Here is a 14,729-nt window from a genome sequence, read left to right on the forward strand (position 1 = left end):
CATCGCCCCGGCGCCGGCCAGCGCCGCAGGTCGCCCGCGCCGAGGGCAGCGGCGTACCACGCCGATGGAGACGAGGTCTCCCCGGCCGCGAGCGAAGCGAGCCGGCTAGCGCTGGTAGCCGAAGTCGTCGCACGTGCGGCGCTGCTGGATGCAGTTCCTGGTGCGGCTGTTCATGGTCGCGGTGTCCCACACCACGAAGGCGTCGCCGTGCATGGAGGACGCGCTCTTGCCGTCCTTGTCCGAGGAGAGGTAGTAGCCCTCGGGCTGGCCCTTCACGCCGTACTGGATGTCGAACGTGATCGCCGGGATCTTCACCGGGTGGTCGGCCGGGCACTTGTTGTTGTAGCCGTACGCCACGTGGTCCTTGTGGTTCGGGCTGTCCAGGTGCTCGCCGTCCCAGCAGTCCGGGAACTGCAGCATGAAGTGGAAGGTCGCGCCGTCGCCGCAGATGGGCCAGTTGCCGTTCGTGCTGCGCGCGATGCCGTCGAGGTCGCCGGGGCCGTAGAAGGCGCAGTAGAACTGGCCCTGGGCGCCCCGCGGGGTGGGGACGCTCTTCTTGGCGTCCCCGGCGATCATGCGCAGGCCCGTCGGCATCGGCATCTGCCCGGCCGACGTGTTCATCATCGAGCGGTAGTACACCCGGAAGCCCGTCGTCTCCACGGGCTTGCCGGTCTTGTTGTCGTACAGCGTCGGCACCCAGTACGCGGAGTGGTCCTGCACCGGCTTGCAGGACGTGGCCGTGTACCGCTGCAGGTCCTCCACGGTCGTGGAGGCCTTCGTGGCCGCGTTGCCGATGAACGAGTGCATGTGCGAGGCGCCCGCCAGGCCCGGGAAGACGATCGGGTCGTCGGCGGCCGAGTGGCTGTAGGAGCAGTCCGCCCGGAACTCCGCGAGGTTGCCCACGCCGGCCGGGACCGGGTCCGCCTTCAGCGCGTTGTACGCGTCGGCCTGGGCCTTCCACGCCGCCTTGTCGACCGGCACCCACCCGGTCACGGGAGCCTTCGCCGTCGTCTTCGCGGTGGCCGACGGGGGCGCCGAGGCGTTCGCGGAGGACAGCGCGCCGGACGGATCGGCCGGGGCCGCGGCCGACGCGGGCGCGAGGGCGCTGTCGGCGCTCGCGGACTCGGTCGCCGGCTCGGCGGAGGCCCGGCTCAGGTACACGGCGACCGCCGCCACGACGACGGCGACGACGGCCAGGACGGCCGCGACGCCCCGCCGGCCCCGGAACACGGCAACAGGCACGCGGCGATGCTAGGTGGCGCCGGGCCGGGCGGAAAGCCTTCTAAAGCTTCCTTAATGCCCACCACAGGCGCGGCTCTATGATCATCACCATGGGTGCCCGAGGGGTGTACTTCGCGCTGACCGACCCGCAGGACGAGGCCCTCGCCGGCGCGCGCGACGACGAGGAGGTCATGGCCGTCGTCGCCGGGGTCGAGGAGGCCTGGGACGCCGAGTGGACGTGCGCGGTCGACAAGGCCTGGGACGCGATGCACCGCTGCCTCACCGACGGCACGCTCTGGCTCGGCCACCGCCACGGCGGGCCGCTGGAGCTGGCGGTGCTCGGCGGGTATCAGTGCCACGACGGCGACGACTACATCGTGGCCCACGTCGACGCGGACGAGGTGCCCGCGGTGGCCGCGGCGCTGGACGGCATCGGCGAGGCGTGGCTGCGCGAGCGGTACGACCGCCTCGACCCGGACGACTACGAGGGCGCGCTCGGCGACGAGGACTTCGCGTACACCTGGGAGAACCTGGTCGACGCCCGCGAGTTCTACCGCCGCGCCGCGGCCGCGGGCCGCCCGGTCATCTTCACCGTGGACCAGTGAAGCGGACCAGTGAACACGCGAGCGCCCGCACCGGCCGGGCCGGTGCGGGCGCCCTGGGCGGCGATGCCTACTCGGTCGGCGGGTCGGCCAGGGGCCAGCCGCCGGCCGCGAGGTGGGCGGAGACGCGTACCACGTCCTCGGGGGTCGCGGTCTGCAGCACCTCGTCCTTGACCATGGCCTCGATGTCCTCGGGCGTGATCGGGTCGGCCGTCGACTGCTCGGCGAGGTCGCGGGCGATCTTGCGGACCTCGTCCTCGGTGAGCTTGCGGCGCAGGATGCCCAGCAGCGCCACGTAGTCCTGGCGCGGCACGCCGGTCGGGTAGCCGGCCCGCAGCCACTCGATGCTGCGGACCAGGAAGTTGGAGCGGGACTCGCCCACGGATCCCCCTACTTCTTGTCGACGATCGTCGGGTAGATGTGCTCGAAGCTCAGCGCCTTGCCGAAGCCGCTGGCCACGATGAAGGTGATACCCAGCACGACGCCGAGCAGCACCACGACGAAGCACATCCAGCCCAGGACCGTGCCGGCGGGGTTGGCCTTGGGGCCCGCGGTGCCGTCCGCGTGGACCTCGGCGTCGCCGCCGGCGCCCCAGGCGAGGGAGCGCACGCCGAGCGCGAACAGGGTCGGCAGGCCGGCGCCCAGGATCAGGCCGGCGAGCAGGACGCGCCAGGCGGCCTGGAGGGCGAACTGCAGGTTGTGGGACATCAGCGGACCGCCTCGGCCATCTCGGGAGCGGCGGGCTCCCACTCGTCGTTGACGTTGTTGTGGTCGACCGGCTTCTTGCGGGAGTGCCAGAACATGTATCCGGCGAGCCCGACGAGGATCAGGAACACCACGAGCGCGCCGGCCAGGCCGCCGATCAGGTGCCCGATCCACCACATCACGGCGCCGACGATCGCGGCGGCCGGGAGCGTGATCAGCCAGGCGAGCACCATGCGGCCGGCCACGGACCAGCGCACCTGCGCGCCGGGCTTGCCGATGCCGGTACCAAGGATGGAGCCCGTCGCCACGTGCGTCGTGGACAGGGCGAACCCGAGGTGGCTGGAGACGAGGATGACCGCGGCCGAGGCCGACTCGGCGGCCATGCCCTGCGGCGGGGCGATCTCCACGAGGCCCTTGCCGAGCGTGCGGATGATCCGCCAGCCGCCGAGGTAGGTGCCCAGCGCGATGGCGAGGGCGCACGCGGCCTTCACCCAGAACGGGATGTTCTTGGTGTCCGTCCAGTCGCCGGTGGCGATGAGCGCGAGCGTGATCACGCCCATCGTCTTCTGGGCGTCGTTCGTACCGTGGGCCAGCGACACCAGCGAGGCCGAGCCGATCTGGCCCCAGCGGAACCCGTTGTCGGTGAAGCGCTGGGCGACGCCGATCGTCACCTTGTAGATCAGCCAGGTGCCCACCGCGGCGATCACGCCCGCGATGACCGGGGACAGGACCGCGGGCAGCAGCACCTTGCCGACGAGCCCGTCGAGCTTGGTGCCGTTGCCGTTCCAGTTGACCCCGGCCCAGCCGAGGCCCGCGATGGTGGCGCCGACCAGGCCGCCGAACAGCGCGTGGGAGGAGCTGGAGGGCAGGCCCAGCAGCCAGGTGAGCAGGTTCCAGACGATGCCGCCGACGAGGCCGGCGAGCACGATGAGCAGGAGCGCGGAACCGCCGCCTTCGAGCAGGTTCGCCTTCGGCGTGCCGTCGGAGTTCTGGATCTTCACGACCGCGTTGGTGACGGTGAGCGCGACCTCGACGGAGAGGAAGGCGCCAACGAGGTTCAGAATGCCCGACAGCAGCACCGCCGTCTTGGGCCGGAGAGCTTTGGTCGCGATGGAGGTGGCCATCGCATTGGCGGTGTCGTGGAAGCCGTTGGTGAAATCGAAACCGAGGGCGGTCACGATCACCAGAACGAGCACCACGGTCGTTTCAGTCACGATCCGATCGTCGCGCCGCCGGCCAGGTGGCGACAGTGGGCGGAGGACCTCCTCCGTAAAGTTCGGCTGCCGTAAACCTCCTGTTCATGTTTCCGTACCCGGACCTGCGGCAGGTACAACTGACGGATGGCGTACACCCCGCGCGAGGCGGTCGAACGGACCGGGTTCACGCTCGACACCCTGCGGTACTACGAGCGCATCGGCCTGCTCGACAGCGTCGAGCGCAACGCCGGCGGGCAGCGGGTCTTCACCGACGACGACCTCACCTGGCTGGGCATCCTGCGCTGCCTGCGCGACACCGGCATGCCGATCGCCCGGATGCTGCGCTACGCCGAGCTCGCCCGCGGCGGCGACGACACCTTCGCCGAGCGCGCCGGGCTGCTGGAGGAGCACGACCGGGACATCGAGGCGAAGATCGCCGCACTGCGCGACGAGCAGGAGCGGATTCGGGAGAAGATCCGCTGGTACCGCACGCAGCCGGCCCCGGTGGATCACATCGGCGAGAGCCTCGATGTGGGGCGCGTGTAATCCGGGGAGCCGAAGGCGTGTGACACGCGTGTAACTGAGCGTTTGTACCGTCGGGGCGTGATGCAGACCCGCACGGTCTGTTCCTACTGCGGGGTCGGCTGCGGCATGGTCCTCGACGTGGCGACGGACCCCGATGGCCGCCGCCGCGTGCTCAAGGTGCACGGCGACAAGGACCATCCCGCCAACGCCGGGCGGCTGTGCACCAAGGGGGCCACAAGCGCGGAGATGCTCGCCGGGGGCGGGCGCCTCGAGCGGGCCCGGGTCCGGCGCGGGCGCGGGGAGCCGCCGGCCGAGACGGGCGTCGCCGAGGCGATCGAGCACACCGCGGGGCGGCTGCGGGCGATCATCGACGAGCACGGGCCCGACGCGGTGGCGTTCTACGTGTCCGGGCAGATGACGCTCGAGGCGCAGTACCTGGCGAACAAGCTCGCCAAGGGGTTCGTGCGCACCAACCAGATCGAGTCGAACTCGCGGCTGTGCATGGCCAGCGCGGGCAGCGGCTACAAGCTGTCGCTGGGCGCGGACGGGCCGCCGGGCTCCTACGACGACTTCGATCACGCCGATCTGTTCTTCGTCATCGGGTCCAACATGGCCGACTGCCACCCGATTCTGTACCTGCGCATGATGGACCGGATCAAGGCCGGGGCGAAGCTCATCGTCGTCGACCCCCGGCGGACCGCGACCGCGGACCGGGCCGATCTCTTCCTGCAGGTGCGGCCCGGCACCGACCTGGCGCTGCTCAACGGGCTGCTGCACCTGCTCGTCGCGGGCGGGCACATCGACGAGCGGTTCATCGCCGAGCACACCGAGGGCTGGGAGGCGATGCCGGAGTTCCTGGCCGGCTATCCGCCGGAGCGGGTCGCGGCGATCACCGGGGTGCCCGAGGAGCGGCTGCGTGAGGCGGCCGCGCTCATCGCCGGGGCCGGGGAGTGGATGAGCTGCTGGACGATGGGGCTCAACCAGAGCACGCACGGCACCTGGAACACGAACGCGCTGGTGAACCTGCACCTGGCGACCGGCGCGATCTGCCGGCCGGGCAGCGGGCCGTTCTCGCTGACCGGGCAGCCCAACGCGATGGGCGGCCGGGAGATGGGGTACATGGGGCCGGGCCTGCCGGGGCAGCGCTCGGTGCTGGTCGAGGCCGACCGGGTCTTCGTCGAGCGGGCCTGGGGGCTGCCGGGCGGGACGCTGCGCACCGACGTGGGCAAGGGGACCGTCGAGCTGTTCGAGCGGATGGCCGCGGGCGAGGTGAAGGCGTGCTGGATCATCTGCACGAACCCGGTCGCGTCGGTCGGCAACCGGGCGACGGTGATCGCGGGGCTGGAGGCGGCCGAGCTGGTGATCACCCAGGACGCGTACGAGCGGACGGAGACGAACGCGTACGCGGACGTGGTGCTGCCGGCCGCGATGTGGTCCGAGACCGACGGCGTGATGATCAATTCGGAGCGGAACCTGACGCTGGTCGCGGCGGTCGCCGATCCGCCGGGGGAGGCGCTCGCGGACTGGGAGCTCATCGCGCGGGTCGCGGTCGCGATGGGCTACGGCGACGCGTTCGGCTACTCCTGCGCCGAGGAGGTGTTCGCCGAGATCCGCGGCTTCCACAACCCGCAGACGGGATACGACCTGCGCGGCGTGGACTACGAGCGGCTGCGGCGGGGACCGGTGCAGTGGCCCGCCCCGCCCGAGGCGAAGAGCCGCAATCCCATCCGGTACCGCAACGACGGCGTCAGCCAGCCCGTCCGCGAGTCCGCCGACGGCACCCGGCCGCGGCTGAACTTCGCGACCCCGAACGGCCGCGCGGTGTTCTTCCCGCGCCCGCACCTGGACCCGGCGGAGCTGCCGGATGACGACTTCCCGTTCCTGCTCAACACCGGGCGGCTGCAGCACCAGTGGCACACGCTCACGAAGACGGGGAAGGTGGCGAAGCTCAACCGGCTGAACCCGGGCCCGTTCGTGGAGCTGCACCCGGCCGACGCGCGTCGGCTCGGCATCGCCGACGGCGACCCGGTGCGGGTGGAGTCGCGGCGGGGCCGGGCGGTGCTGCCGGCGGCCGTGTCGGACCGGGTGCGGCCCGGCGACTGCTTCGCGCCGTTTCACTGGAACGACGTGTTCGGGGCGGACCTCTCGGTGAACGCGGTCACGTCGGACGCGGTCGACCCGATCTCGTTCCAGCCGGAGCTGAAGGTCTGCGCGGTCGCCCTGACCCGGGTCGCGACCGAGGCGGACCCCTCACCGCCGGCGCTGGCCGGGGTGGACCTCGCGCCGCTGTCCGAGGTCGAGCGGATGTATCTCGCGGGGTTCCTGAGCGCGCTGGCCGCGAGCCCGCCCGCGGCCGGGGTGGTGCCCCGGCTGCCGCCCGAGGCGCCGTTCGCGCCCGCGACCGCGGCCTGGGCGGACGGTTTCCTTGCCGGGAAGTACTACCGGCCCGGGGCGGAGGCGCAGAGCACCGCGCGGACGATCGAGATCCTGTGGGCGTCGCAGACCGGCACCGCCGAGGAGTTCGCCGCGCTGGTGGGCCGGCGCCTGGCCGACGAGGGGTGGCGGGCGAACCTGCGCGGGATGACGGCCGTGGCCGGGGACCTGCTCGGCGGCGGCAACGACCTGCTCGTCATCACCAGCACGTTCGGCGACGGCGACGCCCCCGACAACGGCGCGGCGTTCTGGGACTCGCTGCAGGCGGAGGCGCCGCGGCTGGACGGGCGGCGGTACGCGGTGCTGGCGTTCGGCGACTCGAGCTACGCGGACTTCTGCGGGCACGGGCGGCGGCTGGACGCGCGCCTGACGGAGCTGGGCGGGCAGCGGCTCACGGCGCGGGTCGACTGCGAGCCGGACTTCGAGGCCGCGGCCCACGGCTGGCTCGACGCGGTGCTGCTGGCGCTGCGGGCCCCGGCCCCGGCCGCGCGTCCCGCGCCGCCCCGGGCGGGCCGCGGGGAGGTGGTCGCCGCGACGCTGCGCGGCAACCGGCTGCTGAGCGGGCCCGGGTCGGCGAAGGAGGTGCGGCAGTTCGCGTTCGACGTGGATGCGGACTTCGGCTACGCGGCCGGGGACGCGCTGGGGGTGTGGCCGGTCAACTGCCCGGACCTGGTCGACGAGTGGCTGGCGGTGACCGGTCTCGACGCGCTGTCCACAGTGGATGTCGGCGGCCCGGTCGAGCTGCGGGAGGCCCTGCTGCACCGGCTCGACATCACGCGGGTCACGCCGGACCTGCTGCGCTTCGTCGCCGACCGGGGGCACGACAGTCCACTGCGGACGCTGTTGCGGCCGGACAACCAGGGGGAGCTGGCGAAGTACACGTGGGGCAGGCAGGCCGTCGATGTGGTCGCCGAGCACGCGGTCAAGGCGGGCGCGGACGAGTGGGTGGGCGTGCTGAAGCGGTTGCAGCCGCGGCAGTACTCGATCTCGTCGTCGCCGCTGCTGGCGCCGACCCGGGTCGCGACGACGGTGTCGGTGATCCGGTTCGGCAACGGGGCGGGGCGGGTGCGCAAGGGCGTGTGCTCGGCGTATCTGGCGGACGCGGGCCCGGACGCGCCCGTTCGGGTGTTCCTGCAGCGCTCGCCGCACTTCCGGCCCCCGGCCGACGACTCGGTGCCCATGATCATGGTGGGCCCGGGCACGGGGGTGGCGCCGTTCGTGGCGTTCCTGCAGGAGCGGCGGGCGCGCGGGGCGCGGGGCGGGAACTGGCTGTTCTTCGGGGAGCAGCGGCGGGCGACGGACTTCTACTACGAGGATGACCTGGCGGCGCTGCGGGCGGACGGGGTGCTGACCCGGCTGGATGTGGCGTTCTCGCGGGACCAGCGGGCGAAGGTGTACGTGCAGGACCGGATGCGCGAGCACGGGGCGCAGCTGTGGGCATGGCTGCAGGACGGCGCGCACTTCTACGTGTGCGGGGACGCGACGCGGATGGCGAAGGACGTGGACGCGGCGCTGCGCGAGATCGTGGCCGCACACGGCGGCATGGACGAGGGCGCGGCCGCCGCGTACGTGAAGCAGCTGGCGGCCGAGAAGCGCTACCTGCGCGACGTGTATTAGGGGCGCCCCGGCGCCGCGGAGCGGGCCGTGTGCACCGCCCCGACCGCCTGGCGACTCTCGTGCGCGACGACACGGCCGTGTTGCCTGGGAACAATTGACTGGACAACCGGCGCGACGGCGCGAAAGTGTCGAGCGCATGGGTCAGGACGAGGTCTGGGACGACGAGATCGCCGCTCGGTACGACACGCCGGGGGAGGGGATGTTCGCGCCCGCCGAGGTCGATCCGGTCGTGGCGCGGCTGGCGTCGCTCGCCCGGGGCGGGCGGGCGCTGGAGTTCGCGATCGGCACCGGGCGCATCGCGGTCCCGCTGCGCGCCGCGGGCGTGCCCGTGACCGGGATCGAGCTGTCGGGGCCGATGCTGGCGCGGCTGCGGTCCAAGGCCGGCGCCGACGAGATCCCGGTCGTGGCCGGGGACATGGCGCATGCGACGGCGCCGGGGGAGTACACCCTCGTCTATCTGGTGTTCAACACGATCTCGAACCTGCTGACCCAGGACGAACAGGTCGCGTGTTTCCGCAACGCGGCCCGGCACCTCGTCCCGGGCGGGCGGTTCGTCGTCGAGCTGGAGGTGCCGGACCTGCGCCGGCTCCCGCCGACGCAGGGTGCGGTCGTGTTCGGCTCCGAGCCCGGATACCTGGGGCTGGACACCTTCGACGTGCTCAACCAGCGGATCGTGTCGCACCACTTCACGTTCGACTTCGGCGACGCCCGCCAGGCGCGGCTGACGCGCAGCCCGCACCGGTACATCTGGCCGTCGGAGATGGACCTGATGGGCCGGCTCGCCGGGTTCACCCTGGAGTCCCGGCACGCCGACTGGTCCGGCGCCGAGTTCACGGGCGACTCCACCAAGCACGTGTCGGTGTACCGGCTGCCGCGCTGACACCGGGTCAGGCCCGGGGCGGGGCGGTCGCCCGCAGGAAGTCGTCGACGGCCTTCGCCGCCTCGGTCGCGCCCTCGGCGGCGATGGTGAGCAGGGCCGTGCCGTGCAACCGGCCCGGGACCACGGTGAGGGTGCGGCGTTCGCCCGGGGTCGCGTCGTACATCGCCCGGGCGTCCGCCGTGAACCGGCCGTCGGCGGCGGCGGCCAGGTACAGCACCGGCGCGGTGAGCCGCGGCACCGCGTCCAGGGCGCTCTCGCCGGCGTAGTCGCCGGGGCCGGAGAGGCTGATCACGGCGGCGGGCGGCGGATCGAGGCGGGCCGCGGCGACCAGGGCCGCCGTCGCGCCGCGGGAGGCGCCGACGATGACCACCGGGCCGGTGGCGCCGGTGCGGGCGAACGCCACGGCGGCGGTGACGTCGTCGGAGGCGTGGCCGGTGTCGGCACGGCCGGAGCGGCCTTCGCCGCTGAAGTCGAAGGCGAGCACGCGGTACCCGGCCGCCGCCTTGTCCTTCGCCCACGCCAGCCAGGAGCAGGCGGTGGCGCTCGCCTGGGGCACGACGACGAGGGTGACGTCGCCGGCGCCGAGGAGGTAGCCGGCCAGGTAGGTGCCGTGCTCGCCGGGCAGGGCCACCTGCCGGTCGTCGAGCTGCGGCTCCCCGCACCATCTCGGCGTGGGGCTGGGCGGGCCGGGCTTCGCGGAGACGGCGGGCTCGGCGGGGGCCGGCGCGGGCGCGGCGCAGGCGGCGAGGAGCAGCAGGCAGCTGAGCAGGGTCACGGTCCGCATATGGATATGACCCGCGAGTGGCGGCGATGGTTACGTCGCGGCGGCGGTTCGCCGGGTGGCGGGTGCGAAGGACGGCGTCGCATCGACCGGGACGGACCCCGAATAATCCGGCCGTGCGCCTGCTCATCGCCCTGATGGCCGGTCTGCTGCTGGCCGCGTGCGGCGGTCCGGCCCAGCCCGCGCCGCCGTCGTCCGCCTCCGCCACGGCTCGCGCGGCCGGGCCTTCGTCGCCGTCGCCGGCTTCGAGCCCGGCCGGGTCGCCGTCGGCGTCCTCCGCGTCGTCCGCCCCGCTGCCGCCCGGCTTCGTGTCCGTGACCGACGTGGACGACAGCATCCTGCTCGACATCCGCTACGCCACCGCGCACAACTTCGTCGGGCGGCCGGTCACCGGGTATCTGGCGCCGCGGTGCCTGCTCACCCGCCAGGCGGCCGAGGCGCTGCACCGGGTGCAGCAGAGCGCCCTGGCGCGGGGCTACAGCCTCAAGGTCTACGACTGCTACCGGCCCCAGCGGGCCGTCGACGACTTCGTGCACTGGTCCGGCGACGCTGACCAGCGCATGAAGGCCGAGTTCTATCCGCAGGTGGACAAGTCGGCGCTCTTCGACGACGGCTACATCGGCGGCCCGACCGCGCACAGCCGGGGCAGCACGCTGGACCTGACGCTGGTGGCGCTGCCCGGCCGCACCGGGCCGGCGTACCGCCCCGGCGACCCGCTGGTGTCCTGCACCGCCCCGGCGGCGCAGCGGTTCCCGGACGACACCATCGACATGGGCACCGGCTTCGACTGCTTCGACCCGCTGGCGCACACGGCGGCGGCGGGCGTGAGCGCGGCCCAGCGCGCGGACCGGGACCTGCTGACGGGTCTCATGTCCGCCGGCGGCTTCGCGAACTACCCGAAGGAGTGGTGGCACTACACCCTCGCCGACGAGCCGTTCCCGGACACCTACTACGACTTCCCGGTCGCCTGACGGCTCAGGGCCGCAGCAGCTCCAGGTCCTGCAGCAGGCTCGGGTGCGCCGGGGTCCAGCCGAGCGTCTCCCGCGTGTGGGCGCTCGACGACGGCTGGTCGGTCGCGAAGATCGGGCCGAGCGGGCCGAAGGACTCCGCCGGGACCGGCTCGACCGGCAGGCCGAGACGGCGGCCGATCACCGAGGCGATGTCGCGCACGGCGTCGCCCTCGTCGGCCACGGCGTGCCAGCTGGTGCCGGCCGGCGCCGACTCCAGCGCGATGCGGAAGAGCGAGGCCGCGTCGAGAGCGTGCACGGCCGGCCACCGCTGGGTGCCGTCGCCCGGGTAGCCCGCGACGCCGGTCTGGCGCGCGATGCCGGTCAGCAGGCCCGCGAAGCCGCCCTGGCCCTCGTTGTGGACCGTGCGGGGCAGGCGCACGGCGGTGCTGCGGACCCCGCGCCCGGCGAGGTCCAGGATCGCCCGGACCGAGCGGCCGCGGCCGCCGACCGGGCCCTCCGTCGGCGCCGGGTCGGCCTCGGTGGAGGCGCGGCCGGGCACCGCCGGGGTGCCGGAGACGGTGACGAGGGGCCGGTCGCTGCCGACGAGCGCCTCGCCGAGGGCCGCGAGGGCCGCGCTTTCCTCGGCGACCGCCCGCCCGACGGCCTCGGCGCTGCTGAAGTCGTTGCTGAAGGCCAGGTGGATCACGCCGTCGGCCCGGGCCGCCCCGGCGCGCAGCACGTCGAGGTCGGCGAGGCCGCCGCTGAGGGTCTCGGCGCCGGCCCCCTTGAGCGCGAGCGCGGAGGCCTCGGAGCGGGCGAGGGCGAGGACGGTGTGGCCGTGGCCGAGGAGCTCGGCGACGACCGCGGAGCCGACGAGGCCGCTGCCGCCGGTGATGAAGACGCGCATGACTTGCTCCAACAGTGATGGGACTCTTGTCCCGTCACTGTACCAGGGTCATGGGACAAAGGTCCCGTCACCTATGATGGGCGCATGGCTCGATGGGAACCGGGGTCGCGGGAACGGCTGGTCGTGGCCGCGGTCGACCTGTTCACCGAGCAGGGCTTCGACGACACGACGGTCGCGCAGATCGCCGAGCGGGCCGGCGTCACGAAGAGCACCTTCTTCCGGCACTTCCAGGACAAGCGCGAGATCCTGGTGGCGGGCCAGGAAACCCTGAGCCGGCTGCTGACCGAGGGGATCGCCGACGCGGCCCCGGGCGCCGGCCCGCTCGAGGCGGTCGCGGCCGGGCTCGACCGCGCGGCGAGCGCGATGGGGCCGATGAACCGCGAGCTCGGCCCGCGCCTGCGGGCGGCCGTCGCGGCCAGTGCCGAGCTGCAGGAGCGCGACGCCCTCAAGAGCGTCGGGCTCGCGGCCGCCATGACGGCCGCCCTGGCCGCCCGCGGCGTGCCCGACCCGATCGCCGCCCTCGCTGGGGAGCTCGGCGTGCTGGCGTTCAAGCGCGGCTTCCAAGCCTGGTCGGAGGGCGACGACGCCCGGGCCGAACTCGGGCCCTACACGCGGGCGGCCCTCGACGAGCTGCGGGCCGCGACCCTGGCCCTCGGCGGCGAGCAGACCTGACGCGGCCCGGGCGTCACGGCGCCCCGGACGCGACCGGCTGCGGCCGGCCACCGGAGGCGGCGGAGCGGTACCACGCCTCGACCGTGGCGACCGCGCGCCGTCCCTCCTCCGGGGTCGCCGTCGGCTCGCCGCGCAGGATCGCCTCGTACTGCCGCCGGAAGGAGAGGGTGTACTCCCGGTCGCCGTCGACCTCGAGCACCCGCCGCCCGCCGACGCTCACCCCCGCCGGGTCGACCGTCAGCGTGCCCCGCTCGCACACGATCGTGGTCTCGTGGAAGAAGTCCGGCGAGTCCACGAGCGTCAGATGCGCCCGCACGCCGGTGTCGAGGTAGAGCGTCGCCGCCGCCGACGTCTCCACCGGCGACCCGGCCGGGGCCGCGACCGACCCGGCGACCGCCACCGGCCGCGCGCCGAGCAGCCAGCCCGCGCGGTCGATGCTGTGCACCCCGACGAGCATCGCGATCCCGCCGCCGGCCCGCTCGGGATCGGTGAACCAGGCCGGCCGGTCGGGGCGCGCGTAGTCGGTCGAGCGCCGCTCGAGGTACAGCAGCGGCCGCCCGAGCCCGGCCAGCTCCTCGCGCGCGGCCCGCACCTGGGCGAAGAACCGCCCCTGCTGCCCGACCACGAGCCGGTCCCCGGCCGCCGCGATGATCCGGTCGCACGCCGCGGCCGAGACCGCGAGGGGCTTCTCGACCAGCACCGTGCGCCCGGCCGTGGCCGCGCGCACCGCCAGCTCCTCGTGGTCGGCGTGCGGCACCGCGAGCACGACGAGGTCCGCCGCGGCGAACACCTCGTCCGGCCCGGCGGCGGCGCGGGCCCCGAAACGCTCCGCGAGCCGCTCCGCCCGCCCTGCATCCCGGTCGGCGACCACGGCGAGCGTGAGCCCGCCGACCCCGTCGGCCGCGGCCGCGTGCCGCCACGCGACCTCGCCCGCCCCGACGATCCCGAGCCGCATGGCGCTCAGGTGAAGCTCGTCGCGGTGGAGGCGGTCAGCCGGTTCGCATCGTACGGCCGCAGTACCACGGCTGCCGTCCCTCCGCCGTCGTCGTCGGGCTCGTAGGCGAAGTGGTCGCCGAGCGCGCCGCGCCGCCGCTCGTTCGCGGCCGCCGGTCCGAGCCACTCGACCAGCGCGGCGACGTCGGCCTCGGCCGCGACCGGGAACGGCTCGCCGCGGGCGACCTCGATCGGCATACCCGGACTGTATCGCGGTCTCGGCCACCGTGTGCCCAGCGCCGCGGGCAGCACTGAAGCTGTGATGCGGCCTACTGGGGATCCTCGGGGGGCCGCATCAGGACCCGGATCCCGGCCAACGTGGCGGCGGCCGCGGCGATGCCTGGCGTGTGGCCGGATGCCCACGAGGGCGGGTCGAGCAGCATCCACAGCCCGAACGCGAACATCGCGGCGGCGGCGGCCCGGCGCACGCCCCACTCGGCGGTGCGGCCGGTCGGGCGGGGCGGGGCGGTGGTCGACTGGGGCGGGGCGGTGGTCCGGTGGGTCGTGATCGCGGGCACGGTCACGGCGGCGAGGAGGGTCAGGGCGTGGGCGGCGATCGGCAGGAGCAGCCAGGCCGGCGGGGTGGCGCCGGGGTCCTGCAGCGAACCGCAGACGGTCAGCGTCACGGCGGTCAGGGCGCAGGCCGCCAGCAGGGCCACCCGGGTCCGGGAGGTGTGCAGCAGCTGCCGGGCATACGTCCGCAGGCCCGGGGCCAGGGCGCGCCACGTCCGCGCGGCGCGCACGCACCACAGGGCGGGGGCGAGGGCCACGGCGGGCCACATCCACGGGTACATGGTGAACAGGCCGAGCGCGCCCGCGATCCATACCGCGTCGCGCTGGTCGAACCGCCGGACGGGCCGGCCCGGGAGAGCATCCTGCGCTACCACCTGCGCGACCGGCCGATCGCCCGCATCGACCTGGCCCGGCTGATCCCGGACACCGCCGACATCTCCGGGGCGGACCTGGCCCACCTGTGCGAGACGGCGGCCGAGTTCGCCATCGAGGACTCGATCGAGCGGGGCGAGGTCCGCCCGATCGAGCAGCGCGACCTGGAACGGGCGCTCAAGGAGGTGCGCCCGTCCACCGGCCCCTGGTTCGCCGCGGCCCGCAATGTGGCGATGTTCGCCAACGAGGGCGGTGCGTACGACGACCTGGTGCGCTACCTCAAGTCGCGCAAGATGCTGTCGTAGCCGAGGGGGCTCGACGCGGGTGACGCGGCGGCTGGTCACGTCGGCGAACCCGTTCCA

General features: G+C 73.9%; 16 protein-coding genes. 7 read left to right on the forward strand and 9 right to left on the reverse strand.

The window, feature by feature from the left end; genetic code table 11:
- Positions 1 to 105: 105 nt before the first annotated feature.
- Positions 106 to 1,242, reverse strand: a complete 1,137-nt coding sequence (locus AC6JBM_RS09710) for a DUF1996 domain-containing protein (protein WP_497983261.1) — start codon at positions 1,240 to 1,242, stop codon at positions 106 to 108.
- A gap of 89 nt (positions 1,243 to 1,331) precedes the next feature.
- On the opposite strand from AC6JBM_RS09710, the gene AC6JBM_RS09715 reads away from it, so the two are divergent.
- Positions 1,332 to 1,826 carry a YfbM family protein gene (locus tag AC6JBM_RS09715; RefSeq protein WP_497983262.1) on the forward strand — a complete coding sequence of 165 codons (495 nt, stop codon included), beginning with the start codon at positions 1,332 to 1,334 and terminating at the stop codon, positions 1,824 to 1,826.
- Between the two features lie 67 nt (positions 1,827 to 1,893).
- On the opposite strand, the gene AC6JBM_RS09720 is transcribed toward AC6JBM_RS09715, so the two are convergent.
- Genes AC6JBM_RS09720 through AC6JBM_RS09730 form a run of 3 tightly spaced genes read right to left on the reverse strand, consistent with a single transcriptional unit; the run spans position 1,894 to position 3,742 of the window.
- Entirely contained in the window at positions 1,894 to 2,205 is a 312-nt protein-coding gene (locus AC6JBM_RS09720) for a DUF3349 domain-containing protein (RefSeq protein WP_350623109.1), read from the reverse strand.
- A gap of 8 nt (positions 2,206 to 2,213) precedes the next feature.
- Positions 2,214 to 2,531, reverse strand: a complete 318-nt coding sequence (locus AC6JBM_RS09725; protein WP_497983263.1) for a hypothetical protein — start codon at positions 2,529 to 2,531, stop codon at positions 2,214 to 2,216.
- Positions 2,531 to 3,742, reverse strand: a complete 1,212-nt coding sequence (locus AC6JBM_RS09730) for an inorganic phosphate transporter (protein WP_433088181.1) — start codon at positions 3,740 to 3,742, stop codon at positions 2,531 to 2,533. The genes AC6JBM_RS09725 and AC6JBM_RS09730 overlap by 1 nt, the downstream gene beginning before the upstream one ends.
- 126 nt (positions 3,743 to 3,868) lie before the next feature.
- Here AC6JBM_RS09730 and AC6JBM_RS09735 point away from each other — a divergent pair, with 126 nt between their 5' ends.
- The 3 genes from AC6JBM_RS09735 (at position 3,869) to AC6JBM_RS09745 (ending at position 9,179) form a co-directional block, all read left to right on the forward strand.
- Entirely contained in the window at positions 3,869 to 4,270 is a 402-nt protein-coding gene (locus AC6JBM_RS09735) for a MerR family transcriptional regulator (RefSeq protein ID WP_497983264.1), read from the forward strand.
- A gap of 60 nt (positions 4,271 to 4,330) precedes the next feature.
- A complete protein-coding gene (locus AC6JBM_RS09740; RefSeq protein WP_497986435.1) occupies positions 4,331 to 8,299 on the forward strand; it encodes a bifunctional nitrate reductase/sulfite reductase flavoprotein subunit alpha in 3,969 nt (1,322 codons plus the stop codon).
- 136 nt (positions 8,300 to 8,435) lie between these two features.
- Entirely contained in the window at positions 8,436 to 9,179 is a 744-nt protein-coding gene (locus AC6JBM_RS09745) for a class I SAM-dependent DNA methyltransferase (RefSeq protein WP_497983265.1), read from the forward strand.
- 7 nt (positions 9,180 to 9,186) lie between these two features.
- Here AC6JBM_RS09745 and AC6JBM_RS09750 read toward each other — a convergent pair whose 3' ends face one another.
- A complete protein-coding gene (locus AC6JBM_RS09750; RefSeq protein ID WP_497983266.1) occupies positions 9,187 to 9,963 on the reverse strand; it encodes an alpha/beta hydrolase family protein in 777 nt (258 codons plus the stop codon).
- Positions 9,964 to 10,076: 113 nt separating this feature from the next.
- On the opposite strand from AC6JBM_RS09750, the gene AC6JBM_RS09755 reads away from it, so the two are divergent.
- Positions 10,077 to 10,931, forward strand: a complete 855-nt coding sequence (locus AC6JBM_RS09755) for a M15 family metallopeptidase (protein WP_497983267.1) — start codon at positions 10,077 to 10,079, stop codon at positions 10,929 to 10,931.
- Positions 10,932 to 10,935: 4 nt separating this feature from the next.
- Here the strand turns inward: AC6JBM_RS09755 and AC6JBM_RS09760 are convergent, their stop codons facing one another.
- On the reverse strand, positions 10,936 to 11,817 hold the full coding sequence (locus AC6JBM_RS09760; RefSeq protein WP_497983268.1) for an SDR family oxidoreductase: 882 nt from the start codon (positions 11,815 to 11,817) through the stop codon (positions 10,936 to 10,938).
- 84 nt (positions 11,818 to 11,901) lie between these two features.
- On the opposite strand from AC6JBM_RS09760, the gene AC6JBM_RS09765 reads away from it, so the two are divergent.
- Entirely contained in the window at positions 11,902 to 12,489 is a 588-nt protein-coding gene (locus AC6JBM_RS09765; protein ID WP_497983269.1) for a TetR/AcrR family transcriptional regulator, read from the forward strand.
- Positions 12,490 to 12,502: 13 nt separating this feature from the next.
- Here the strand turns inward: AC6JBM_RS09765 and AC6JBM_RS09770 are convergent, their stop codons facing one another.
- The 3 genes from AC6JBM_RS09770 to AC6JBM_RS09780 all read right to left on the reverse strand — a co-directional run bounded on the left by AC6JBM_RS09770 (position 12,503) and on the right by AC6JBM_RS09780 (position 14,141).
- The gene (locus AC6JBM_RS09770) at positions 12,503 to 13,444 is read right to left on the reverse strand and encodes a Gfo/Idh/MocA family protein (protein WP_497983270.1); all 942 of its coding nucleotides are present in this window, start codon (positions 13,442 to 13,444) and stop codon (positions 12,503 to 12,505) included.
- Positions 13,445 to 13,449: 5 nt separating this feature from the next.
- Entirely contained in the window at positions 13,450 to 13,680 is a 231-nt protein-coding gene (locus AC6JBM_RS09775) for a hypothetical protein (RefSeq protein ID WP_497983271.1), read from the reverse strand.
- A gap of 71 nt (positions 13,681 to 13,751) precedes the next feature.
- Positions 13,752 to 14,141, reverse strand: coding sequence for a hypothetical protein (locus AC6JBM_RS09780; RefSeq protein ID WP_497983272.1), 390 nt, complete (start codon positions 14,139 to 14,141; stop codon positions 13,752 to 13,754).
- A gap of 15 nt (positions 14,142 to 14,156) precedes the next feature.
- On the opposite strand from AC6JBM_RS09780, the gene AC6JBM_RS09785 reads away from it, so the two are divergent.
- A complete protein-coding gene (locus AC6JBM_RS09785; RefSeq protein WP_497983273.1) occupies positions 14,157 to 14,672 on the forward strand; it encodes a hypothetical protein in 516 nt (171 codons plus the stop codon).
- Positions 14,673 to 14,729 lie beyond the last annotated feature (57 nt).

The organism is Dactylosporangium thailandense (assembly GCF_059739745.1).